We start from the raw sequence: 17,641 nt of genomic DNA, 5'->3' as shown, positions 1-17,641 counted from the left end.
GGGGGGCTGAATGCCGACGCTGTCGAGGGCGCGATAAAGATACAGATACATCCAACGGCCGCGAACCTTGATATAGATCTCGTCCATATGCCACTTGCCGGTTACGGTCCGCTTGCGTTTGTTGAACAACGCTCCAGAAGCTCAGGCGAGAAGTGAACGACCCAACAATGCACGGTGGAGTGGTCGACGTTCAGGCCTCGCTCGGTAACTGTCGGCCTTTGAGCATCGAGGGGAGCTATGGCGGAAACTGGGTGATGACGGTTTGAGGAGAGCGGCTTATCGAGGCGGGTGATGAAGCCTGCCAGAACCTCTCGAGGAGAGCGATACGCCATGAACGAGACTATCAACATTGTTCGCCTTCGTCAGCCTTGTCAAGCGACACGAGGAATTGACCAGGGCAACGAGTTCAGGTTAACGACGGGGGTGTAATTTTGTGGCCGGGCGTAGGTTAGCGTGATTCAAGAGGCTTCCGCAGATTCGGGAGGAAGCCATGAGCGAAGTCGTTGCCGCGCCGCGCAAGAGCCTTTTGCAGCATTTTTCGGCAATCAAGGACGATCGCCAGCCGTGCAAGGTGATGTATCCGTATAGCGCGACATATGTGGAACGGCCACGCGGGCAAGCGCTTTTTCAGACATTTCACCCAGCGGGATAGGTGCGGTCATATGTCCGGCCTTTCAGCGCGGTCTAAGACCGCTGGCCTCGATGAAATTCGCGATGCGAGGGGCTGATCAATCTGACGCGCTGTAAGCGCATTGTCGCGCCGGCCTCTCTCGCCTCGGGATTTCGTCCCGTGGGTCATCGTCTAATTGTGCACCTCGCCTCTGTCCGGCGTCGCGCCGGCCAGTCCGTCCTGGTCGTCGTTCGGCTCAGGCGCGTGCTGCGCCGCTTGCCGCACCAGTATTTCGATATGTCCCGCCCTTGGTGAGCAGCGCCCAGATAATCCTCGCCATCTTGTTGGCGAGCGCGACCGCGACGACCTTGAAAGGCCGCCGCGCCAAAAGGGTCACTAGCCATCGCAGCGCTTTGTCGTTTCCCTTAACGCGCCGCAAGACAGACGTCGCGCCACAAACGAGCAGCGAGCGGAGCGTCGGGTTGCCCATTTTCGATATGCCGCCGAGCCGCTCCTTGCCGCCGCTCGAATGAGGCTTTGGCGTCAGTCCCAGCCAGGCGGCGAAGTGACGGCCGGATTTGAACCCGCCGGGATCCGGGACCAGCGCTTTGACGGCCGCCGTGATCGCTCCGACGCCCGGAATTGTGGTCAGCCGTCGCATGTCCTCATCGCGCTTCGCTTCGCCGACGATCCCTCGTTCGAGCTTGTCGATTTGACGCGTCAGCGTCAGCGCCGCATTGCCTCACGGAGATTGTTCCCGAGTGGACTGCACCCCTTGGGTGAGACACTAGAGCGGTTTTGCCAAATTCGGAGTCGCGGGTTTGCGTTGAGTGGCTTGTTCTGATTCCCTGATCGAAGTGATTTGCGAAAGGAGCAACGGCATGGCGCGAGCCTACGGCGTGGATTTGCGAAAGCGTGTGGTCGAGGCGATAGACGAAGGTCTGTCGACCCGGGCAGCGGCGCGGCGGTTTTCGATCGGGATTTCGACGTCCGGCGCGTGGTATCGCGAGTGGCGTTCGCGTGGCAGGCTGGAGCCTGGCCGGCAGGGCAAGCCGAAGCTTTCGAAGCTGGATGCGCACGAGGCGTTCATTCTCGCCCTGGTGGAGACCGACGAGCGGGACATCACGCTTACTGAGATCGCCGAGCGCCTTGCCGAGCGCGGCGTCAAAGCCGGCGTGACGACGGTCCACGAGTTCTTCGCAAAGCGCGGCATCACGTATAAAAAAGACGGCGCACGCGGGCGAACAGCAGCGCCCGGACGTTTTGGCCGCGCGAGAAGACTGGTTCGACGGACAGCTCGATCTCGACCCAAGCCGCCTGATCTTCATCGACGAAAGTGGCCTCAATACAAAGATGGCGCGGCTTCGGGGTCGCTCGCCGCGCGGCGAACGTTGCCGGGCGGCCGTGCCTCACGGGCATTGGAAGTCCACGACCTTCACGGCGGGCTTGCGTCTCAACGGGATCGCCGCTCCCTGGCTTCTCGACGGTGCGATGGATGGCGAAGCGTTTCTGGTCTACCTGCGCCGCGTCCTTGCGCCGACGCTTCAGCCCGGCGACGTCGTCGTGATGGACAACCTCCCGGCTCACAAGGTAGCCGGCGTTCGCGAGATCATCGAGGCGGCCGGCGCATGCCTACGCTATCTTCCGCCCTACTCGCCGGACTTCAATCCGATCGAGATGGCATTCGCCAAGTGACCTGCCACTGAACATTCATCCAGCGGCGATTAGAGCCTTGGCCGTTTCTGTTACGCCTCTTGGCGCGGGTTGAGCAACCGGCGGAGGCGCGGAGCCTTCGATCAGCACAGCGTCGGAGCCGGTTGCGGTGATGTCCTCGGCGTATGCCGCCGGGGTCTGGTAGCCGAGCGAGGAATGAGGCCTGGCGGTGTTGTACAACACGACGAGAGAACGCCCACGGGACCGAGGAACGCAAGTTTCTTTATCATGGCATCCCTGGGCCGGGCGTTGTGTTCACGTTCATGAGGTGATCGAGAAGGCTGACCGGGAGGTTTTCCGCTGCAGTCTCTCTGGCCACGCCTCCGATCGGTGGCTGGAGGTTCCGGCCTGGATGTTTGATCGCGCGGTCTGCACCGCGTGGCGCATTGCCGCTGCCCCACATGTCGATCCCAGAACGCTTGGCGTCTTGGTGACACTGCTGCAGGACGCGACGGCCAATTCCCACACCCCATCGCAATTGGAGGTTTCGGGCGCAGCATCGGATCCTCACGACGCGAATCGGGGAGAGGTCCATGCCGCGCCAGCCCACGACATATCAGTTCGATCTGTTCTCCAACCCGCACGATGCGGAGACCGCGCAGATGCCACCATGGCAGGCGCTGCCGGAAGAGACGCGCCTGACGCTGACAAAGCTGATGGTGCGCCTGATCCTCGACCACGTCGACGGCGAGCGCGCCGTTCCACGGGAGGAGGCACGCCATGATGCATGAGAAGATCCGGCCCCACCATCTGGAGCGAAAGGCGATCCTTTATGTGCGGCAGTCCTCGGCCCATCAGGTTCTGCACAATCGTGAGAGCAGCGCCCTGCAGTATGCGATGCGCGATCGCCTGGTCGCGCTCGGCTGGTCTTGCATCGAGACGGTCGATGACGATCTCGGCCGCTCTGCTGCTGGCGGTGTCGCGCGAGCGGGCTTCGATCGGATGGTCGCAGCAGTCTGTCTCGGCAAGGTTGGGGCGGTTGCGGCGCGGGAGGTATCGCGCTTCGCCCGCAACAGCCGCGACTGGCAGCAGCTCATCGAGATGTGCCGCGTCGTCGATACCGTGCTGATCGACCAGGAGACGGTCTACGCACCGCGCCAGGGCAATGACCGGCTGCTGCTGGGATTGAAGGGCAGTCTCAACGAGTATGAGCTCGATCTTCTGCGTCAGCGCTCCTTGTCGGCCCGCTATGAGAAGGCCCGGCGCGGTGAACTCGTCGTCGCTTCCCCGGTCGGCTTCGTGAAGGTCGGCGACCGGCTGGAGAAGGATCCCGACCGTCGCATGCAGGAGGCCATCACCCTTGTGTTTGACAAGGTGGCGGAACTCGGCAGTGCCCGCCAGGCCCTGCTCTGGTTCCTCGAACATGGGCTGGATTTGCCTGCCAAGCGCAACAATGGCGATGTGGTCTGGCGCAGGCCAAGCTATGCGACCATCCACCGAATGATCGAGAACCCGATCTACGGCGGCGCCTACGCCTATGGTAAGACTCGTGCTGCGTCGGGATATGATGCAACAGCCATTCGTTCGCGCAGCCGCCGTAAGGCGCGTGATGAATGGCTGGCGCTGATCCCGGGTGCACACGAAGGCTACGTCAGCTGGGAAAGGGCGGAAGCGATCCGCAAGATGGTGAGCGACAACGTGCCCACGAGCCGGCATCACGGGGCGCCCAAGCATGGCGACGCTCTGCTCGCCGGCCTTGTCCGCTGCCGGCGCTGCGGCCGCAAGCTGACGGTCCGCTACACGGGAACCAAGCACAACATTCCGCGCTATTCCTGCTGGCGTGGTCTGCTTGACAATGGCGAGCCGCGTTGCATCGCCTTCGGTGGGCTACGCGTCGACGACGCCATCGAGGAAGCTCTTCTGCGGGTTGTCGAGCCGGCAGCGATAGCCGCGGCCGTCGAGGCCGAAGCGCAAGCGGCCAGTCGCCGCGATCAGGTCCGCGATGCTCTGATGCGCGATCGCGAGGCGGCACGCTACAGCGCCGATCGGGCGTTCCGGCTATACGACGCCATCGATCCGCAGAACCGGCTGGTCGCGGCGGAACTGAAGTTGCGATGGAACCGGGCGCTTAGCGTGTCGGCGAGATCGAGAGCAGGATTGCCGCGCATGCTGCCTCGACATCGGAGCCATCACTTCTGTCGCCAATACACGTCACCGCGCTCGCCGCCAATCTCAAGGCAGTGTGGGCGGCGCCGACGACGGATGCAAGGCTCAAGAAGCGCATCGTTCGCACCGTCATCCGGGAGGTGGTCGCCGATATCGATGACGAAGCGTCAGAGATCGTTCTTCTGATCCATTGGGTTGGCGGCGTCCATACTGAACTGCGCCTGCCGAAGCGGCGCCGTGGACAGCGCAACAGCACGTCCGGCGATATCATCGCGGCCGTCCGCCAACTGGTGCTCATCGCCAATGATGATCTGATTGCTGGCATCCTCAACCGCAATGGACTGGTGACCGGCCACGGCAATCGATGGACACGCGAACGGGTCACCGCGCACAGGTCGCATCATAAGATCCCTGTCTTCCGGCCAGCGGCGGACGGCAAAGAGCCATGGCTTAACCTGAACAAGGCGGCGCGCCTTCTCGGCGTTGCACCGAAGACCCTCAGGCTCGCCGCCGAGGCGGGCGAGATCGAAGGCGTTCATCCTCTGCCGGATGGTCCATGGGTCTTCAGCCGATCAACGCTTGGCGAACCTGCGGCACAGCGCATCGTTCATCGCGCGCGGCAAAACCCAAAATACCCCACGGGATCGCATCCAGATCAGCAAAACCTATTCACTTCAACGACATAGACAGATGGGTGTTATGAAACAGGATTGAAGTCCTCCCGCCATTCGGCGATGGCGCTGCGGGCGTGGTCGAGGCCGAAGAACAGGCTCTCGTTCAAGAGCTCGTCGCGCATGCGACCGTTGAAGGATTCGACATAGCCGTTCTGCATCGGCTTGCCCGGCGCGATGTAGTGCCATTCGATCCCGTGATCCTTCGACCATGCGAGGATGGCGTTCGACGTGAACTCCGTGCCGTGGTCGGAGACGATCATGCCTGGCTTGCCGCGCTGGGCGATCAGTTCCGTCAGTTCACGGGCAACCCGACGGCCGGAGATCGAGGTGTCCGGAATCGCGGCCAGACATTCGCGTGTCACGTCGTCGACGATGTTGAGCACACGGAACCGCCGGCCACAGGCGAACTGGTCATGGACGAAATCCAGCGACCAGCGCGCATTCGGCTTTGCCTCGACCAGGATTGGGGCCCGCGTGCCGGCTGCTCGCCGTCTTGCCCGGCGCTTGCGCACTGTCAGACCTTCCTCGCGATAGAGACGGTAGATACGGTTGACCCCAGATGCCTCGCCCTCGCGCCTGAGCAGGATGAACAGCCGCCGGTAGCCGAAGCGTCGGCGCTCGTTCGCGAGGTCACGCAGCCGACCACGCAGCTCCGTCTCTGGCGGTCGGCGAGACTGGTAGCGGATCATCTTGCGATCGGCGCAGACGAAGGAACAGGCCCGACGCTCCGATAGGCCCATGACGGCCTGCAGATGCGCGACGGCTTCGCGCTTGGCGGCGGGCCCTACCATTTTTTTGACAGAAGCTCGCGCAATGCCGAGGCTTCGAGCATCTGGTCGGCGAGCAGCTTCTTCAGCTTGGCGTTCTCGTCTTCCAGAGCCTTCAGCCGCTTGGCGTCAGAGACGTCCATCCCGCCATACTTGGCCTTCCAGTTATACAGCGTCGCCTCCGAGACCCCGTGCTTGCGGGCAAGATCGCCCGCCTTCGCACCCGCCTCATGCTCGCGCAGAACCGCGATGATCTGCTCTTCCGTAAACCGCTTTCTCTTCATCAGTCCGTCCTTCAATCAAGGCCCGGACTCTAATCTCAGATGGAGGAAATTCTCAGTGGCAGGTCACAAGTTGAAGGCCTTCCTGCGAAAGGTCGCCGCGCGATCCATTCCAGAACTGTGGGACGCCGTGCGCCTCGCAATCGATCGATTCGAGCCAAAGGAATGCGAAAACTTCTTCGCCCATGCCGGCTACGATGCGTGACCCAAATTATTCCGAAAACGCTCTAGAGAATCAAAGCTTCTCGAACGCTTGCTGGAGCGGATCGACATTCATTATGCCGGTTTTACGCAGCATTTCGCTGCCGACTACACCAATGCGCGCAATCTTGTCGATAAATTCGCCTCCATAACGCTCTTGGGCATCAGGAACCCGACTTTACTCATGTCATGCCATTGAGAATTCGTGAACATTATTCACGTTTGATCGCGTCAGACCAGTTGCCATCCACGTCGAAGGCTACTTTCTAATGCACTATTTGCCGAAAAGACCTCCCTGTCGGATTGTACTGACGGAGGAAAATATTGAGTTTGAGATTGAGGCGGTTCGAACCGCGGCGCTTGGGCGGGAGGCGCCTTTAGAGCAGGCAAAACATGTCGCGCGCTCGATTGAGGTGGATGCATGGCGCACAGCAGACGTCTGCATCTTCGTTACCCCTGAAGACCAACAAACTGCCAGGTCAATTCTACCGGAGCTGAACACGCGTTGTTTGGAGAACTCGGTTGATGGCGATCTCTTGAAAGAAGTTAGCTGGACACCAAGGTGCCTCTCGCCAACCCCGAGAGCGCTGTATGTCGCCAATTATAGCTGGGCACCCAGCGATGACGGCGCATATTTCCTGATCGATGAGATATGGCCGCTGACGCTCGACATTGTGCCTGACGCACAACTCATTTTGGCCGGCACAGGAATGAGCGAGGCACTAAAATCGCACGCTGCGAAAGCGGAGCAAGTAACCTATGTCGGAGAGTTTGAAAAGTTTGCTGACTTGGCAAACGGCGCTCATGTCTTTCTGTGCCCACTCAGATTTGGCGGAGGAAGCAAGATTAAAGTAATTGATGCCCTTTCCCATGGCCTGCCTATCGTCGGCACAAAAGAGGCCCAACGAGGCTTCCCGGTCGGCATCAAGGAGTTGATCTTCTGCGGGGAGACTCCCAAAGCGATCGCGCTGCTAATCGCGGCATTATTCGACGGTCATCGCGCACGCGAAAAGATGGCAACGAGCGCGTCAAAGGCGATTCAACTATTGCCTACTTGGCAGTCGACTGCGAGCGAACTCGGAAACATTTGGCTGGGTAATACATGCGAGGGAGGCCGCTGAAACATGTTCATCATTGGATTCAGCGGCAGTCCTCGGTATTCCGAAATTGGCGACGAGTTTTCGAAGCTCTCGCCACTATATTTTCATGATGCTGCCGCGGCGATTGTGAAGAACGGGCAGCCAATCTTCGCCGTTGAAGAGGAAAGGCTTTCTAGGCAAAAGCACACCAATCGCTTCCCCGCGCTAGCATTGAGAGCATCGATCGATGCCGTGCATTGTTCGATTCACGAGGTCGACAAGTTCGCGTTCTTCTTCAGCGAGAGTTTTTTTGATTCCGACCTGGCCAAGGAGGCCGCAGTACTGGGTATAGAAAAAAGAGAGGGGGTGCGGGACATCCTGACAAAGAACATTTCGCATACATTTGGCGTTGACATCGACCGCCAAAAAATCGAGTTCGTCAGGCATCACCATGCCCATGCAGCGGCAGCGTATCTCGCGTCAGGCTTCACAGAAGCCCTGATCTTGGTTGTCGACGGCAATGGAGAGAGGGAATCACTGAGCGTTTTCAGTGGCAACCGCGGAGAACTCAACGAGGTCCATAGTTATCCGGTTAGAGGCTCGCTTGGATACTTCTACCGATATGCCACTCAACTTCTCGGCTTCTCGAATTTCGATGAGTACAAGGTGATGGGGCTCGCCCCGTATGAGCACCCCGACAGGTATTTTGGTGCCGTATCTGAGCTTTACAAATTTAACTCTGACGGTTCTTACGGCCTCGACACCGCCAGACTCGGCGATATCGCATGTGATCTTGGCGTTCTCGGTCGGACAGAGCCAGGCACGCAGAAATGGGCGCGAAAGGCTCATTTTGCCGCCGCTATTCAGAAGTTGCTAGAGGTTGCTGTCATCGATGTTCTCTCTTGGTGGCAGGCAAAATTGAACCTGAAAAACCTATGTCTGGCAGGAGGTGTCGCGCAGAACTTCGTATTGAATGGTGTCATCGCTAGCACGAAGAAATTCAAGAACATTTTTGTCCATCCCGCCTCGCATGATGCTGGCGCAGCTCTGGGAGCTGCCATCTACATAGCCAGTCAAAAGCAAAAAGGACAAAATGCTACTGCTGTTCCATATTCTCCCCTCCTTGGCCCGAAGCTCCCTCGCGGTGATGACATTCGCCGCGAGATCGAAGCTTGGGCCGGCGGGATGAGGATTGTTGAGTGCGATGACGTCTTCGAGGTTGCAGCCGATAAAATTGCTCAGGGCAAAATAGTCGGATGGGCGAGAGGCCGATCCGAGTTTGGCCCGCGTGCGCTCGGCAACCGAAGCATACTTGGAGACCCCCGACCTCAAGAAAACTGGCGGCGGATCAATCTTGCAATCAAACAGCGAGAGAGCTTTCGCCCGTTTGCGCCAGCGGTACTTGCTGAGGACTTTGATGAATATTTCATCCCACTGCCATCGAATCCAAACATGGATCATATGATGTTTGTTGCAAAGGTGCGAGAAGAGCAACGTGCAAAACTTGGTGCCGTTACCCATGTCAACGGGACCGCGCGGGTACAAGTCGTCACGAGATCTGCAAGCTCTGATTTTTGGAGGTTAATATCGGCTTTCAAGAAGAGAACTGGCTGCCCCGTACTCCTGAACACTTCTTTCAACAATCGATACGAGCCAATTGTCCAGGACGTGACCGATGCAATTCGGACATTTCTGACGACCGATTTAGATTACCTATTTATCGAAGACAACATGGCTGAAAAGAGTGGGGACATTGGGAACGTTATTGCAGCATCTAGTCGACAAGACCATCAAACGCGTCGGCACGCTGAGCGCCGGCTGGCCGCTGAAATCGGACGTTGCCATTGCCACCCGCAAAGTCAGCGGCCTGGTCGATGCGCTGACGATCGCCACCAACGGGCTAATCGAGAATGGTCTCTATGGCAAGGCGCTGGCGCGCTGGAATCTCACCGAGGAAGCCCTGGAGCGGTCGGAGACGAATCCTCCCGGCCTGCCAAAGTTTTGATGCGGCCGTGACGGGGGCGACCGCGGGGGAAGCCCCCGTCACATTCTTCCAAGATCGACCCGAAAGCGGCCAAGTGATGCCTCAACACTTCAAGATCGATCACATCGGCTTCCTGACTCCTGGTAACTCTACGGAAGACCGGCCACTGGCCGGGCTGGAAGACACGCTGAAGCTGTTCGAATTTGGGGAATCGCTCGGTTTCGACAGCGCCTGGATCAGGCACAGGCATCTCGAGCGCGGCGTCTCTTCCGCGCCCGTCTTTCTCGCCGCGGCGACACAAAGAACGACCGATATCCAACTTGGATCGGCCGTCATCCAGATGGGGTACGAGAACCCGTTCCGGCTGGCGGAGGATCTGGCGATGGTCGACGTGCTGTCCGGCGGCCGGCTCAATGTGGGCTTGAGCGCCGGTTCTCCGCCGCATGCGAAACTTCTCGGCCGTCTGTTTCTCGATGGCGATCCGTCGAGTGTCGACTATTCCCATGCCCGCGCGGAGCGCCTAGCTGAAAGCCTGCGCAGCGACCTGCTCGGGGACGACAAAACGGTCTTGTCCTCGGCCCTCGGCGATTACCGCCCACGCGTCCAGCCGGTTGCCGTCGGCCTGACCGAGCGCCTTTGGTATGGCGGCGGATCGCTGCGTTCGGCCGAGTGGGCCGCCAAGAACGGCTTCAATCTTTTGATCGGCAACGTCACCACCGGCGAGAAGACCGATGATTTCTTCGAGGCACAGCTCAACCAGCTCCAACTCTACTGTAGGAACTGGAATATCGCGCACCGGCCGCGCATCGGGTTTGGCCGCGTGATCGTTCCCTTTGACAGCGCCGATCGTCAGACGCGCGAACGCTACCGCGCCTATGCCGCAAGCCGCCACGCGCGAACGCTGCAGCCCAATGGCGAGCGACGGACGCTGTTTGCGCGCGACATCATAGGCACCTCGGAGGAGATCCTCGACCAACTGGCCGACGACCCTATCCTGCCGCTGGTCGACGAGTTCCGGATGGAGCTCCCCTATGACTTCCCCGAAGGGGACTATCGGCAGGTCATGCATGACTTCGTCCATGCCATCGCGCCCGTGCTCGGCTGGCGGCGAACGGACACCGCACTCCGGGAGGTCACGCCTGAAAGGATTGCGGGGTGATGGCACAGTCGATAGCGCTCCGATCCATGCCGATCTCGAACATGGCGCTGACTGCGGCGCTGGTGGCGAGGGTCGAGCGCAAAGAACCCGATCCCGGGCCGCATTACGGCAACTTCGATCTCTCCGAGGAGACGCGCGAGCGCTGGCTGAGACTGCTCCTTGAGGGGCGTACGCCCGATACGCCCTTCTGGGTCTTCTCTTACGGCTCACTTCGCTGGAAGCCTGCCTTCGACGCATTCGAAGAGCGCTCGGCCGTAACAGTCGGTTGGCGCCGGTCGTTTCGCCTCCAGCTCACGCGATGGTGCGGTACGCCGGACCGTCCGGGCCTGATGCTAGCCTTGGATAGAGGCGGGAGTTGCCGCGGCATCGCTTAGAGGATCAACCCGCTCAGGCTGGAGGATGATCTGCGGGCGCTTCTGGAGAGGGAAATCAGCGACGATCCATGTGCCAATGTACCACGCTGGATCAAGATCTTTACACCGGGCGGCCAGATATCTGCCTCGGCATTCAGCGAACCGTGACTCCACGGACTATGCTGGCGATCTCGATCTCGACCTGGTTGCATCGATGATAGCGACAGCTGCTGGGCATGGCGGAAGCTGTGCTCACTATCTCTACCGCACTTCCGTTCGTCTCGCCGAGCGTGGAATCCGCGACGAGATGCTTTGGCGTCTCCAGGACAAAGTCGCCAGAACAATTGAAGCGCTGCCGGACGACTGGATCGAGCGCGAGACCACGTCCATTCGTCGGGCAGATTGGCCAGGACCAGTAATGCGTGGGCAGTCTGCACAATCCATGAGCAATTTGCTTCGTATTGCATCGCAAAAATGGACGAAGATTCCTCATAAAATTTATAGAGTTATGTTCGAGGTAGTCGATCAAGGCGGGGGACGACCGGCCTCAGGGTCGACTGCAACGACAATCTCAGGAGCAATCAATATGACTTCCAAAATTCGATCCGGCGCCCGTTGGAGGACGGTGCTGGCTACATCGCTCGTCCTTGCCGCCGGCGTCTTCTCGACTGCGACGTTCGCAGGTCCGACGCTCGACAAGATCAAGGAACGCGGCACCATCAAGGTCGGCGTCGGTACCACGCCGGGCTTCTTCGCGCCGGACAGCAACGGCAAGTGGCAGGGCTTCTTCATCGACTACGGCCGGGCGCTGGCGATCGCCGTTTTCGGTGACGCGGAAAAGGTCGAGTTCACGAATTCGTCGCCGCAGCAGCGTCTGCCGGCGTTGCAGGCCGGCGAGTTCGACGTGCTGCTGTCCGGTGTCACCGTCACCGTGACCCGCGCCTTTCAGCTCGGCTTCCATTTCGGGCCAACCATTTTCTATGCGGGCATCCTGGTGCGCAAGGATATCGGCGTGACGACCGCAGCCGAACTCGACGGCGCGACCATCGGCGTCCAGAGCGGCACGACGGGCGAGCTCAACATTGCCGACTTCTTCCGCAAGACCGGCAAGAAGTTCACGCCCGTGACGATTGAGGACACCGGCGAGTTCCTCAATGCGCTGGAATCAGGCCGCGTCGACGCGATCACGCAAGATTCGTCCGACCTCGTGGGCAAGCTGACCCAGCTCAAGAAGCCGCACGACTATATCGTCCTGCCAGAGCGCCTTTCCAAGGAGCCGCTGGCTCCCGCGATCGCTGGCGGCGACGACCAATGGCTGGAGATCGTTAACTGGACGGTGAACGCCACAATCCAGGCCGAGGAATGGGGTATCACCAGCGCCAATGTCGACGAGTTCCTGAAGTCGGAAGATCCGGCGATCCAGCGCTTCCTCGGTGTCGATCCATCGCTAGGCCAGGCGATCGGCCTTGATCCGAAGTTCGCCTACAACATCATCAAGACGGTCGGCAACTATGGCGAGCTGTTCGACAAGCACCTGAAGCCGCTGGGATGGGAACGTGGCTACAACAGCCTCTGGACCAACGGCGGACTGCTCTATTCGCCGCCCTTCCGCTAAGCTCTTCTACCGGTTTCAAGACCATGACGTCCATCGTTTTGCCGGGTCCGAAAGGTCCCGGCACTGTCCGCAGAATAAGCATGTGGTGGGGCCCGCGCCCCTTTACTCAGGTCGTGGTCATCATCGCTGTGGTCGCGCTGTTTTACGTGTTAGGCCACAACACGTCGGTGACGATGAGCCGTATCGGCGTAACTCCCGGCTTCGGCTTTCTCCAGCGCTCCGCGAATTTCGAGATCGGCGAAAGTCTGATCGCCTTCCGCGCCGGCGACATCTATGCGCGCGCCATCCTGGTGGGCATTCTCAACACGGTGAAGGTCGCCGTTCTGGGCTGTATCCTCGCCGTTGGCGTGGGGCTCGGCATCGCCCGGCTGTCTGGCAATCTGCTGCTGTCCGGCATTGTGCGCTGGTATGTCGAGATCGTGCGCAATACGCCCTTGCTGCTCCAGCTCTTCTTCTGGATATCGCTCGCTCAGGCGCTTCCCGCACCACGCAGGGCGCTCCCGCTGCTGGACGCCTTCTATTTGACCAATCGCGGCGTCTTCGTCCCTTGCCCGATCTTTCAGGGTCTGTCCTTCCCCACCCTGCTTGTGGCCGGCCTCGTCTTCGTCGCATGGGCGACGTTCCTATGGACAGCCCGCCGGCAGGGAAAGCTGACGCTCCAGTCCGGGCTGCTCGCCGGCGTTCTCGCGGTCGCCGGCGTCGCTCTCGGCATCCCACTCACCGGAGCCAGCGTCTCGCTCGAAGTCCCGGCGCTCTCTGGCTTCAACATCCGCGGCGGCTACAGCCTCACGCCCGAATTCGCTGCGCTGCTGACGGGACTGGTGGTGAAATTCTCCGCTTCCATCGCCGAGATCGTACGGGCCGGCATCCAGTCGGTCAAACGCGGACAATGGGAGGCGGCCCGCGCCATGGGTCTGCACGACGGGCAGATTATGCGGTTCATCGTCCTGCCCCAGGCGCTGCGGGTGATTACGCCGCTGACGACCTCCAACTATCTCGATCTGGTCAAGGATTCGAGCCTCGCGGTAGCAATAGGCTATCCGGACCTCGTCAGCATCGTCAACACGACCGCCAACACCACGGGCCAGGCATTCGAGGCCCTGCTGATCCTCATCGTCATCTACCTCATCCTCAATCTCTCTGTGTCGGCGCTGATGAACGTCTACAACAGGCGCGTAGCGCTCAGGGGAGGGCGGCCGGCATGACTGTGGCCGAAGTCGGCGCCCCTCTCGTCATCGCGCGCGCCCCCATATGGGATCGGCTCAGGACTGGCCTGTTCGGGACGCCGTTCAATGCCATCGTCACGGTCCTGACCGTTTCTCTGCTCGTGTGGATCGTGCCGCTGCTGCTGCGCTGGACGATTCTTGATGCCACTTGGAGCGGCACTTCCGCCGATTGTGCGGCGCGCGATGGAGCGTGCTGGGCTTTCGTGGCCGCAAAATTCCGCTTCTTCCTATTCGCCTTTTATCGAACTGCATTGGCGGCCAGCTCTGGTTATCTTGCTGCTGTTCGCACTCCTCGGCGCAACCGCGATCCCGCGTTTCTGGCGGCGCGAACTGCTGTTTGCATGGCCGGCGGTCATCGTACTGTGCTGGCTGCTGATGGCGGGAGCGCTTGGTGGAGCGCCGGTTTCATCGAACCAGTGGGGCGGCCTACCCGTCACGCTGCTAGTCTGGACCGTTTGCTTTGCGACGTCCCTGCCGCTGGCGGTCCTCCTGGCGCTCGCACGGCGCTCGGATATGACCGGACTGCGCCTGCTTTCGGTCATTTACATCGAATTGCTGCGCGGCACGCCCATGGTCGCCATCCTTTATATCGCCATGTTGATCTTGCCGATGGCGCTGCCGGAGGGCCAATCGATGGACAAGACCCTGCGGGCGATGATCATGGTGGCTCTGTTCTGGACGGCCTATACGGCCGAGGTGGTACGCGGCGGCCTCCAGGCAATCCCGCCCGGACAGGAGGAAGCGGCCTCAGCGCTCGGATTAGGCTATTGGCGCGCCATGCAGTTGGTCGTGCTGCCGCAGGCGCTTCGTGTCGTTATCCCTGGCCTCGTCAACCTGGCCATTGGTTTCCTGCTGGCCACCTCCTTGCTAGCGGTCATCGGCATCTTCGACCTGCTCAATGCTGCGAAGGCGTCCGCGACCGATCCAAACTGGCTCGGTTTTTATGACGAAGCCTATCTGGTGGCGGCCATGGTCTACTTCGTCTTCGGCTTTGGCGGTTCGCGCTACAGCCAGTGGCTCGAACGTCGTCTCAACGCATTGGAGAGAAAGTAAAGGCGCGGGAAGGAAAACCATTCCCCTCTCGCGCCGAGTTGGACAGCAACTGTCTCCTTCTCCTTCCGCCTGCGCTCGTGTGTTTCTCTGTCGCAAACGGCGACCATGGCACTATCGCACGACGATGAGGAATACGTGGCGCGCGGGTCTCAGAGACTACGAAGTGTATAATGCCAAGGATCTTGCCAATTCTCGATCTCAACCGCTTTGAAGAGGGTGGTTCTGCACGCATGGCCTTCCTTGCGGATCTGCGATCAGCCGCGCGCGACATCGGATTCTTCTATCTTGGCGGCCATGGCATCTCCCACGCTGACATACACACGCTGTTTGCCGAGGCGAAATGCTTTTTCGCGCTTCCTGAATCGGAAAAGCGTGCGATCGAGATGGTCAACTCGCCGCAATTCCGCGGCTATACAAGGGTCGGTGGGGAACGCACGCAGGGACTTGCCGACTGGCGCGAGCAGCTTTCGGCGTCGAGCGTGAAGCTGTTCCCCAGCGGCCCGGCACGCCCGCCTGGACGCGTCTGCAAGGGCCGAACCTCTGGCCGACACGCCAGCCAAGCCTGCGCACGACCGTGCTTGCCTGGCGGGCTAAAGCAACCGACGTTGCCATCCGGCTGTTGAAGGCATTCGCGCTGTCGCTCGAGCGCGCATGAATCGCATTGCTCATGCTCCACTTGCCGACGAGCGCTTCGTGCGGGATGTGCATCGGGCGCTTTATAGCCGATATCGGGAGGCAGTTCCGAACGCTGGATGTTGTGGAACGAGACGCTCAACACGTTTGCTCGATCATCGGTCGGTACGCGCCTTTAAGACCGACGGTCTCCCACGAGGTGCGCTCGAGACCATCGTCGCGGTTGCGCACTCCGCGCCCCCTTCGTCCAAGCGGAGCTGCCCGCTCGGCGCTCTTTCGAGTTCATCGGACAGATCATGGCGGCGAAAATGCTGGATCCTGAAAGAAAAAGCCCGCTGCCGGGAGGAGGTGGCAGCGGGCTTGATTTCGAAAACGGCGCGGGAGGAGGTGCACCGCGTTCAACGTCGGCATCGCATCCGGGAGGAGTGGATAGCCGACCGCCTCATGATAGCAATTGCGTCAGATATTGCAACGCACAAAGTTCATCCCGCAGCGCGAATTCTACGCGGTCGATGCATTGCCGGTGGAGAGCAAAAGTGTCGGCATGTTGTTGTTGTCGATCTCGGATTCGAGGAATGCGTGGACCACCGCGCTGCCGATTTCCCGGAGAAGCTTGCGCAGCCGTCCCGATTGGGATTGATGTTTACTTCGACACAGTAGGCGGCGTGGTGCTAAACGCGGTGCTGAAACTGGGAAATCCCTTCTCCAGGATAGCACTCTGCGGAATGATTACCGACTACAACAATGATTGTCCCTATGGCATAACGAATCTCTACACGGCCATCGCCAATCGAACGCTTCTTCAGGCTTCATAGTTTCCGATCATGCCTCGCTCTGGCCTCACGCAATCGCCGATCTCGAGGGCTGGGTGCGCTCGGGAGTGGTGAATTTACAGGGAAACGATTGCGACGGGGCTGGAGCAAGCACCCTTGGCCTTGATCGGCCTCCTTCGCGGCCAAAACATAGGCAAGCAATTGGTGCGCATCGATTGATCTCGGATTACTGGCGATATTCCCGGCCGATCATGACGCTTGAGCGAGGAAGCAGCGAACTGCCGCGCGCCAAAAAAGCGCCTGTTCTCGGGCTTCGCGAAATTGGCTTGCCCGGCACGAAGCTAGAGTTCTTCGACCTTTGTCCGCGCTGTGGACACGAAAGCATCTCTCAAGGGGGAAGGCGCATCATATGCCATGGCAAGTTCGTAGCTGATCGGCGTGGCGGGCCTAGTCCACTCGCGAAACGTCACGCCGCATCGATCCGTATCACACTGGATTTTGGGAACGAGCGCTACGCCAAGGCCGCCGCCCACGAGATTTACGATGGCCTGCGTTCCCAGGGACTCCCCTGAGGTGACGACGTTCGTCGAGCAGACTTTCAAGGGTTCCGTTGTAACGGCCTGGTGAGCTTCAGCCGGCCCCGGCGGCGTTAATGTATATAAAAACCGTAGACATTATTGACATTATGCCGGGTTGAGTCATACTGGCCTTCTAAATGCCTGACCGCCTACCACCCACTCGTGCTCGCATGACCAGGAGGTGACGATGAAACAGACATTTCTGAGCCATATCTGGACATCGATCCGGGCGCTCCCGTGCCGAAGGACAACAAACCGGCCCTAAGCCTGGACAGGCGAAAGCCTCTCCAGGGCGGAGCGTGACCGCCTGCCCGAGCATGACGAAAGCTTTTATTGGGGCTGGTGTATGCACGGCCATTGGTAGGTCGTTCCCGGCTCCCGTACGTCGGCGACAACCAATTGCGACGACATGCGTTACCGACTTTCGCTGTTCGGAATTGCCGACGATGGCAGTCCGATATCGTGTTTTGACCTGATGAGGAGACTGGTCATGACACGTGTGCTTCCTGCCCTCCACGAGGGCCATGCCTCCATCTATCTGCACCAGGCGGATGAGCCTACCGTGATGTTCGAGGAGAAGAACGTTCCGATCAGTTCGATTTTCGGGCGCATGCGGACATGCTTCGACATTGTGCCAGAGCGCTTGCGCGCCACCGTGGCCGACATCATCGGCCGAGCATCGGAGATCAACAACGGCGGTCAAAGCACCTTCGCCGAAACCGCGGTCGTCCTCCGTGCAATGTGTGTCGAGCGTCTCCGGGACCAGCCGGCGTAGAGGAAGTTTCCGCTGAGCGCCGCTTCCGGAGAACCATTTCCCACATCCCAGGCGAAATTCG

The 17,641-nt window shown here is 60.0% G+C and carries 13 protein-coding genes and 8 pseudogenes; 18 read left to right on the top strand and 3 right to left on the bottom strand.

Going from position 1 to position 17,641, the window contains the following annotated elements:
- Positions 1 to 209: pseudogene (locus tag NKH05_RS30945) on the bottom strand (DDE-type integrase/transposase/recombinase); the annotation flags it as partial.
- 281 nt (positions 210 to 490) lie between these two features.
- Here NKH05_RS30945 and NKH05_RS30940 point away from each other — a divergent pair.
- A complete protein-coding gene (locus NKH05_RS30940; protein ID WP_353026871.1) occupies positions 491 to 652 on the top strand; it encodes a hypothetical protein in 162 nt (53 codons plus the stop codon).
- Positions 653 to 866: 214 nt separating this feature from the next.
- Here NKH05_RS30940 and NKH05_RS30935 read toward each other — a convergent pair.
- Positions 867 to 1,334: pseudogene (locus tag NKH05_RS30935) on the bottom strand (IS110 family RNA-guided transposase); the annotation flags it as partial.
- A 157-nt stretch (positions 1,335 to 1,491) separates the two neighbouring features.
- Here NKH05_RS30935 and NKH05_RS30930 point away from each other — a divergent pair.
- The 4 genes and pseudogenes from NKH05_RS30930 to NKH05_RS30910 form a co-directional block, all read left to right on the top strand.
- Positions 1,492 to 2,302 (top strand): annotated as a pseudogene (locus NKH05_RS30930) (IS630 family transposase); the annotation flags it as partial.
- 554 nt (positions 2,303 to 2,856) lie between these two features.
- Complete coding sequence (locus NKH05_RS30920; RefSeq protein WP_023722661.1) at positions 2,857 to 3,054, top strand: hypothetical protein; 198 nt, start codon at positions 2,857 to 2,859, stop codon at positions 3,052 to 3,054.
- A complete protein-coding gene (locus tag NKH05_RS30915) occupies positions 3,044 to 4,615 on the top strand; it encodes a recombinase family protein (RefSeq protein WP_353017624.1) in 1,572 nt (523 codons plus the stop codon). The genes NKH05_RS30920 and NKH05_RS30915 overlap by 11 nt, the downstream gene beginning before the upstream one ends.
- The gene (locus NKH05_RS30910) at positions 4,570 to 5,115 is read left to right on the top strand and encodes a MerR family transcriptional regulator (protein ID WP_353017622.1); all 546 of its coding nucleotides are present in this window, start codon (positions 4,570 to 4,572) and stop codon (positions 5,113 to 5,115) included. Before NKH05_RS30915 ends, NKH05_RS30910 begins: the two co-directional genes overlap by 46 nt.
- 23 nt (positions 5,116 to 5,138) lie before the next feature.
- Here NKH05_RS30910 and NKH05_RS30905 read toward each other — a convergent pair.
- Positions 5,139 to 6,154, bottom strand: a pseudogene (locus tag NKH05_RS30905) (IS3 family transposase); the annotation flags it as partial.
- A 55-nt stretch (positions 6,155 to 6,209) separates the two neighbouring features.
- Between NKH05_RS30905 and NKH05_RS30900 the strand changes: the two are divergent.
- From NKH05_RS30900 to NKH05_RS30840, 13 genes and pseudogenes are all read left to right on the top strand, one after another.
- Positions 6,210 to 6,356 (top strand): hypothetical protein, encoded by a 147-nt coding sequence (locus tag NKH05_RS30900; RefSeq protein ID WP_502913290.1) that lies wholly within the window; start codon positions 6,210 to 6,212, stop codon positions 6,354 to 6,356.
- Positions 6,357 to 6,621: 265 nt separating this feature from the next.
- On the top strand, positions 6,622 to 7,473 hold the full coding sequence (locus tag NKH05_RS30895; protein WP_353017621.1) for a glycosyltransferase family 4 protein: 852 nt from the start codon (positions 6,622 to 6,624) through the stop codon (positions 7,471 to 7,473).
- A 3-nt stretch (positions 7,474 to 7,476) separates the two neighbouring features.
- Positions 7,477 to 9,162, top strand: a pseudogene (locus NKH05_RS30890) (carbamoyltransferase family protein); the annotation flags it as partial.
- A gap of 49 nt (positions 9,163 to 9,211) precedes the next feature.
- A pseudogene (locus NKH05_RS30885) lies at positions 9,212 to 9,436 on the top strand (ABC transporter substrate-binding protein); the annotation flags it as partial.
- Between the two features lie 76 nt (positions 9,437 to 9,512).
- A complete protein-coding gene (locus NKH05_RS30880; protein WP_353017619.1) occupies positions 9,513 to 10,574 on the top strand; it encodes an LLM class flavin-dependent oxidoreductase in 1,062 nt (353 codons plus the stop codon).
- Positions 10,574 to 10,948 (top strand): gamma-glutamylcyclotransferase, encoded by a 375-nt coding sequence (locus NKH05_RS30875; RefSeq protein WP_353017617.1) that lies wholly within the window; start codon positions 10,574 to 10,576, stop codon positions 10,946 to 10,948. Before NKH05_RS30880 ends, NKH05_RS30875 begins: the two co-directional genes overlap by 1 nt.
- Before the next feature lie 25 nt (positions 10,949 to 10,973).
- Positions 10,974 to 11,204 (top strand): annotated as a pseudogene (locus NKH05_RS30870) (hypothetical protein); the annotation flags it as partial.
- A 309-nt stretch (positions 11,205 to 11,513) separates the two neighbouring features.
- The gene (locus NKH05_RS30865) at positions 11,514 to 12,542 is read left to right on the top strand and encodes an amino acid ABC transporter substrate-binding protein (protein ID WP_353017628.1); all 1,029 of its coding nucleotides are present in this window, start codon (positions 11,514 to 11,516) and stop codon (positions 12,540 to 12,542) included.
- Positions 12,543 to 12,622: 80 nt separating this feature from the next.
- Positions 12,623 to 13,747, top strand: coding sequence for an amino acid ABC transporter permease (locus NKH05_RS30860; RefSeq protein ID WP_353017615.1), 1,125 nt, complete (start codon positions 12,623 to 12,625; stop codon positions 13,745 to 13,747).
- Positions 13,748 to 13,909: 162 nt separating this feature from the next.
- The gene (locus tag NKH05_RS30855; protein WP_353017613.1) at positions 13,910 to 14,821 is read left to right on the top strand and encodes an amino acid ABC transporter permease; all 912 of its coding nucleotides are present in this window, start codon (positions 13,910 to 13,912) and stop codon (positions 14,819 to 14,821) included.
- 170 nt (positions 14,822 to 14,991) lie between these two features.
- A pseudogene (locus NKH05_RS30850) lies at positions 14,992 to 15,470 on the top strand (2-oxoglutarate and iron-dependent oxygenase domain-containing protein); the annotation flags it as partial.
- 972 nt (positions 15,471 to 16,442) lie between these two features.
- On the top strand, positions 16,443 to 16,799 hold the full coding sequence (locus NKH05_RS30845) for a hypothetical protein (RefSeq protein WP_156942719.1): 357 nt from the start codon (positions 16,443 to 16,445) through the stop codon (positions 16,797 to 16,799).
- A 496-nt stretch (positions 16,800 to 17,295) separates the two neighbouring features.
- Entirely contained in the window at positions 17,296 to 17,580 is a 285-nt protein-coding gene (locus tag NKH05_RS30840; protein WP_353017611.1) for a BRA0787 family protein, read from the top strand.
- Positions 17,581 to 17,641 lie beyond the last annotated feature (61 nt).

Source organism: Mesorhizobium sp. M1399 (genome assembly GCF_040317735.1).
Classification (GTDB): domain Bacteria; phylum Pseudomonadota; class Alphaproteobacteria; order Rhizobiales; family Rhizobiaceae; genus Mesorhizobium.
The sequence above is the reverse complement of the archived record's forward strand: the minus strand, read 5'-3'. Positions and strand labels throughout refer to the sequence as shown.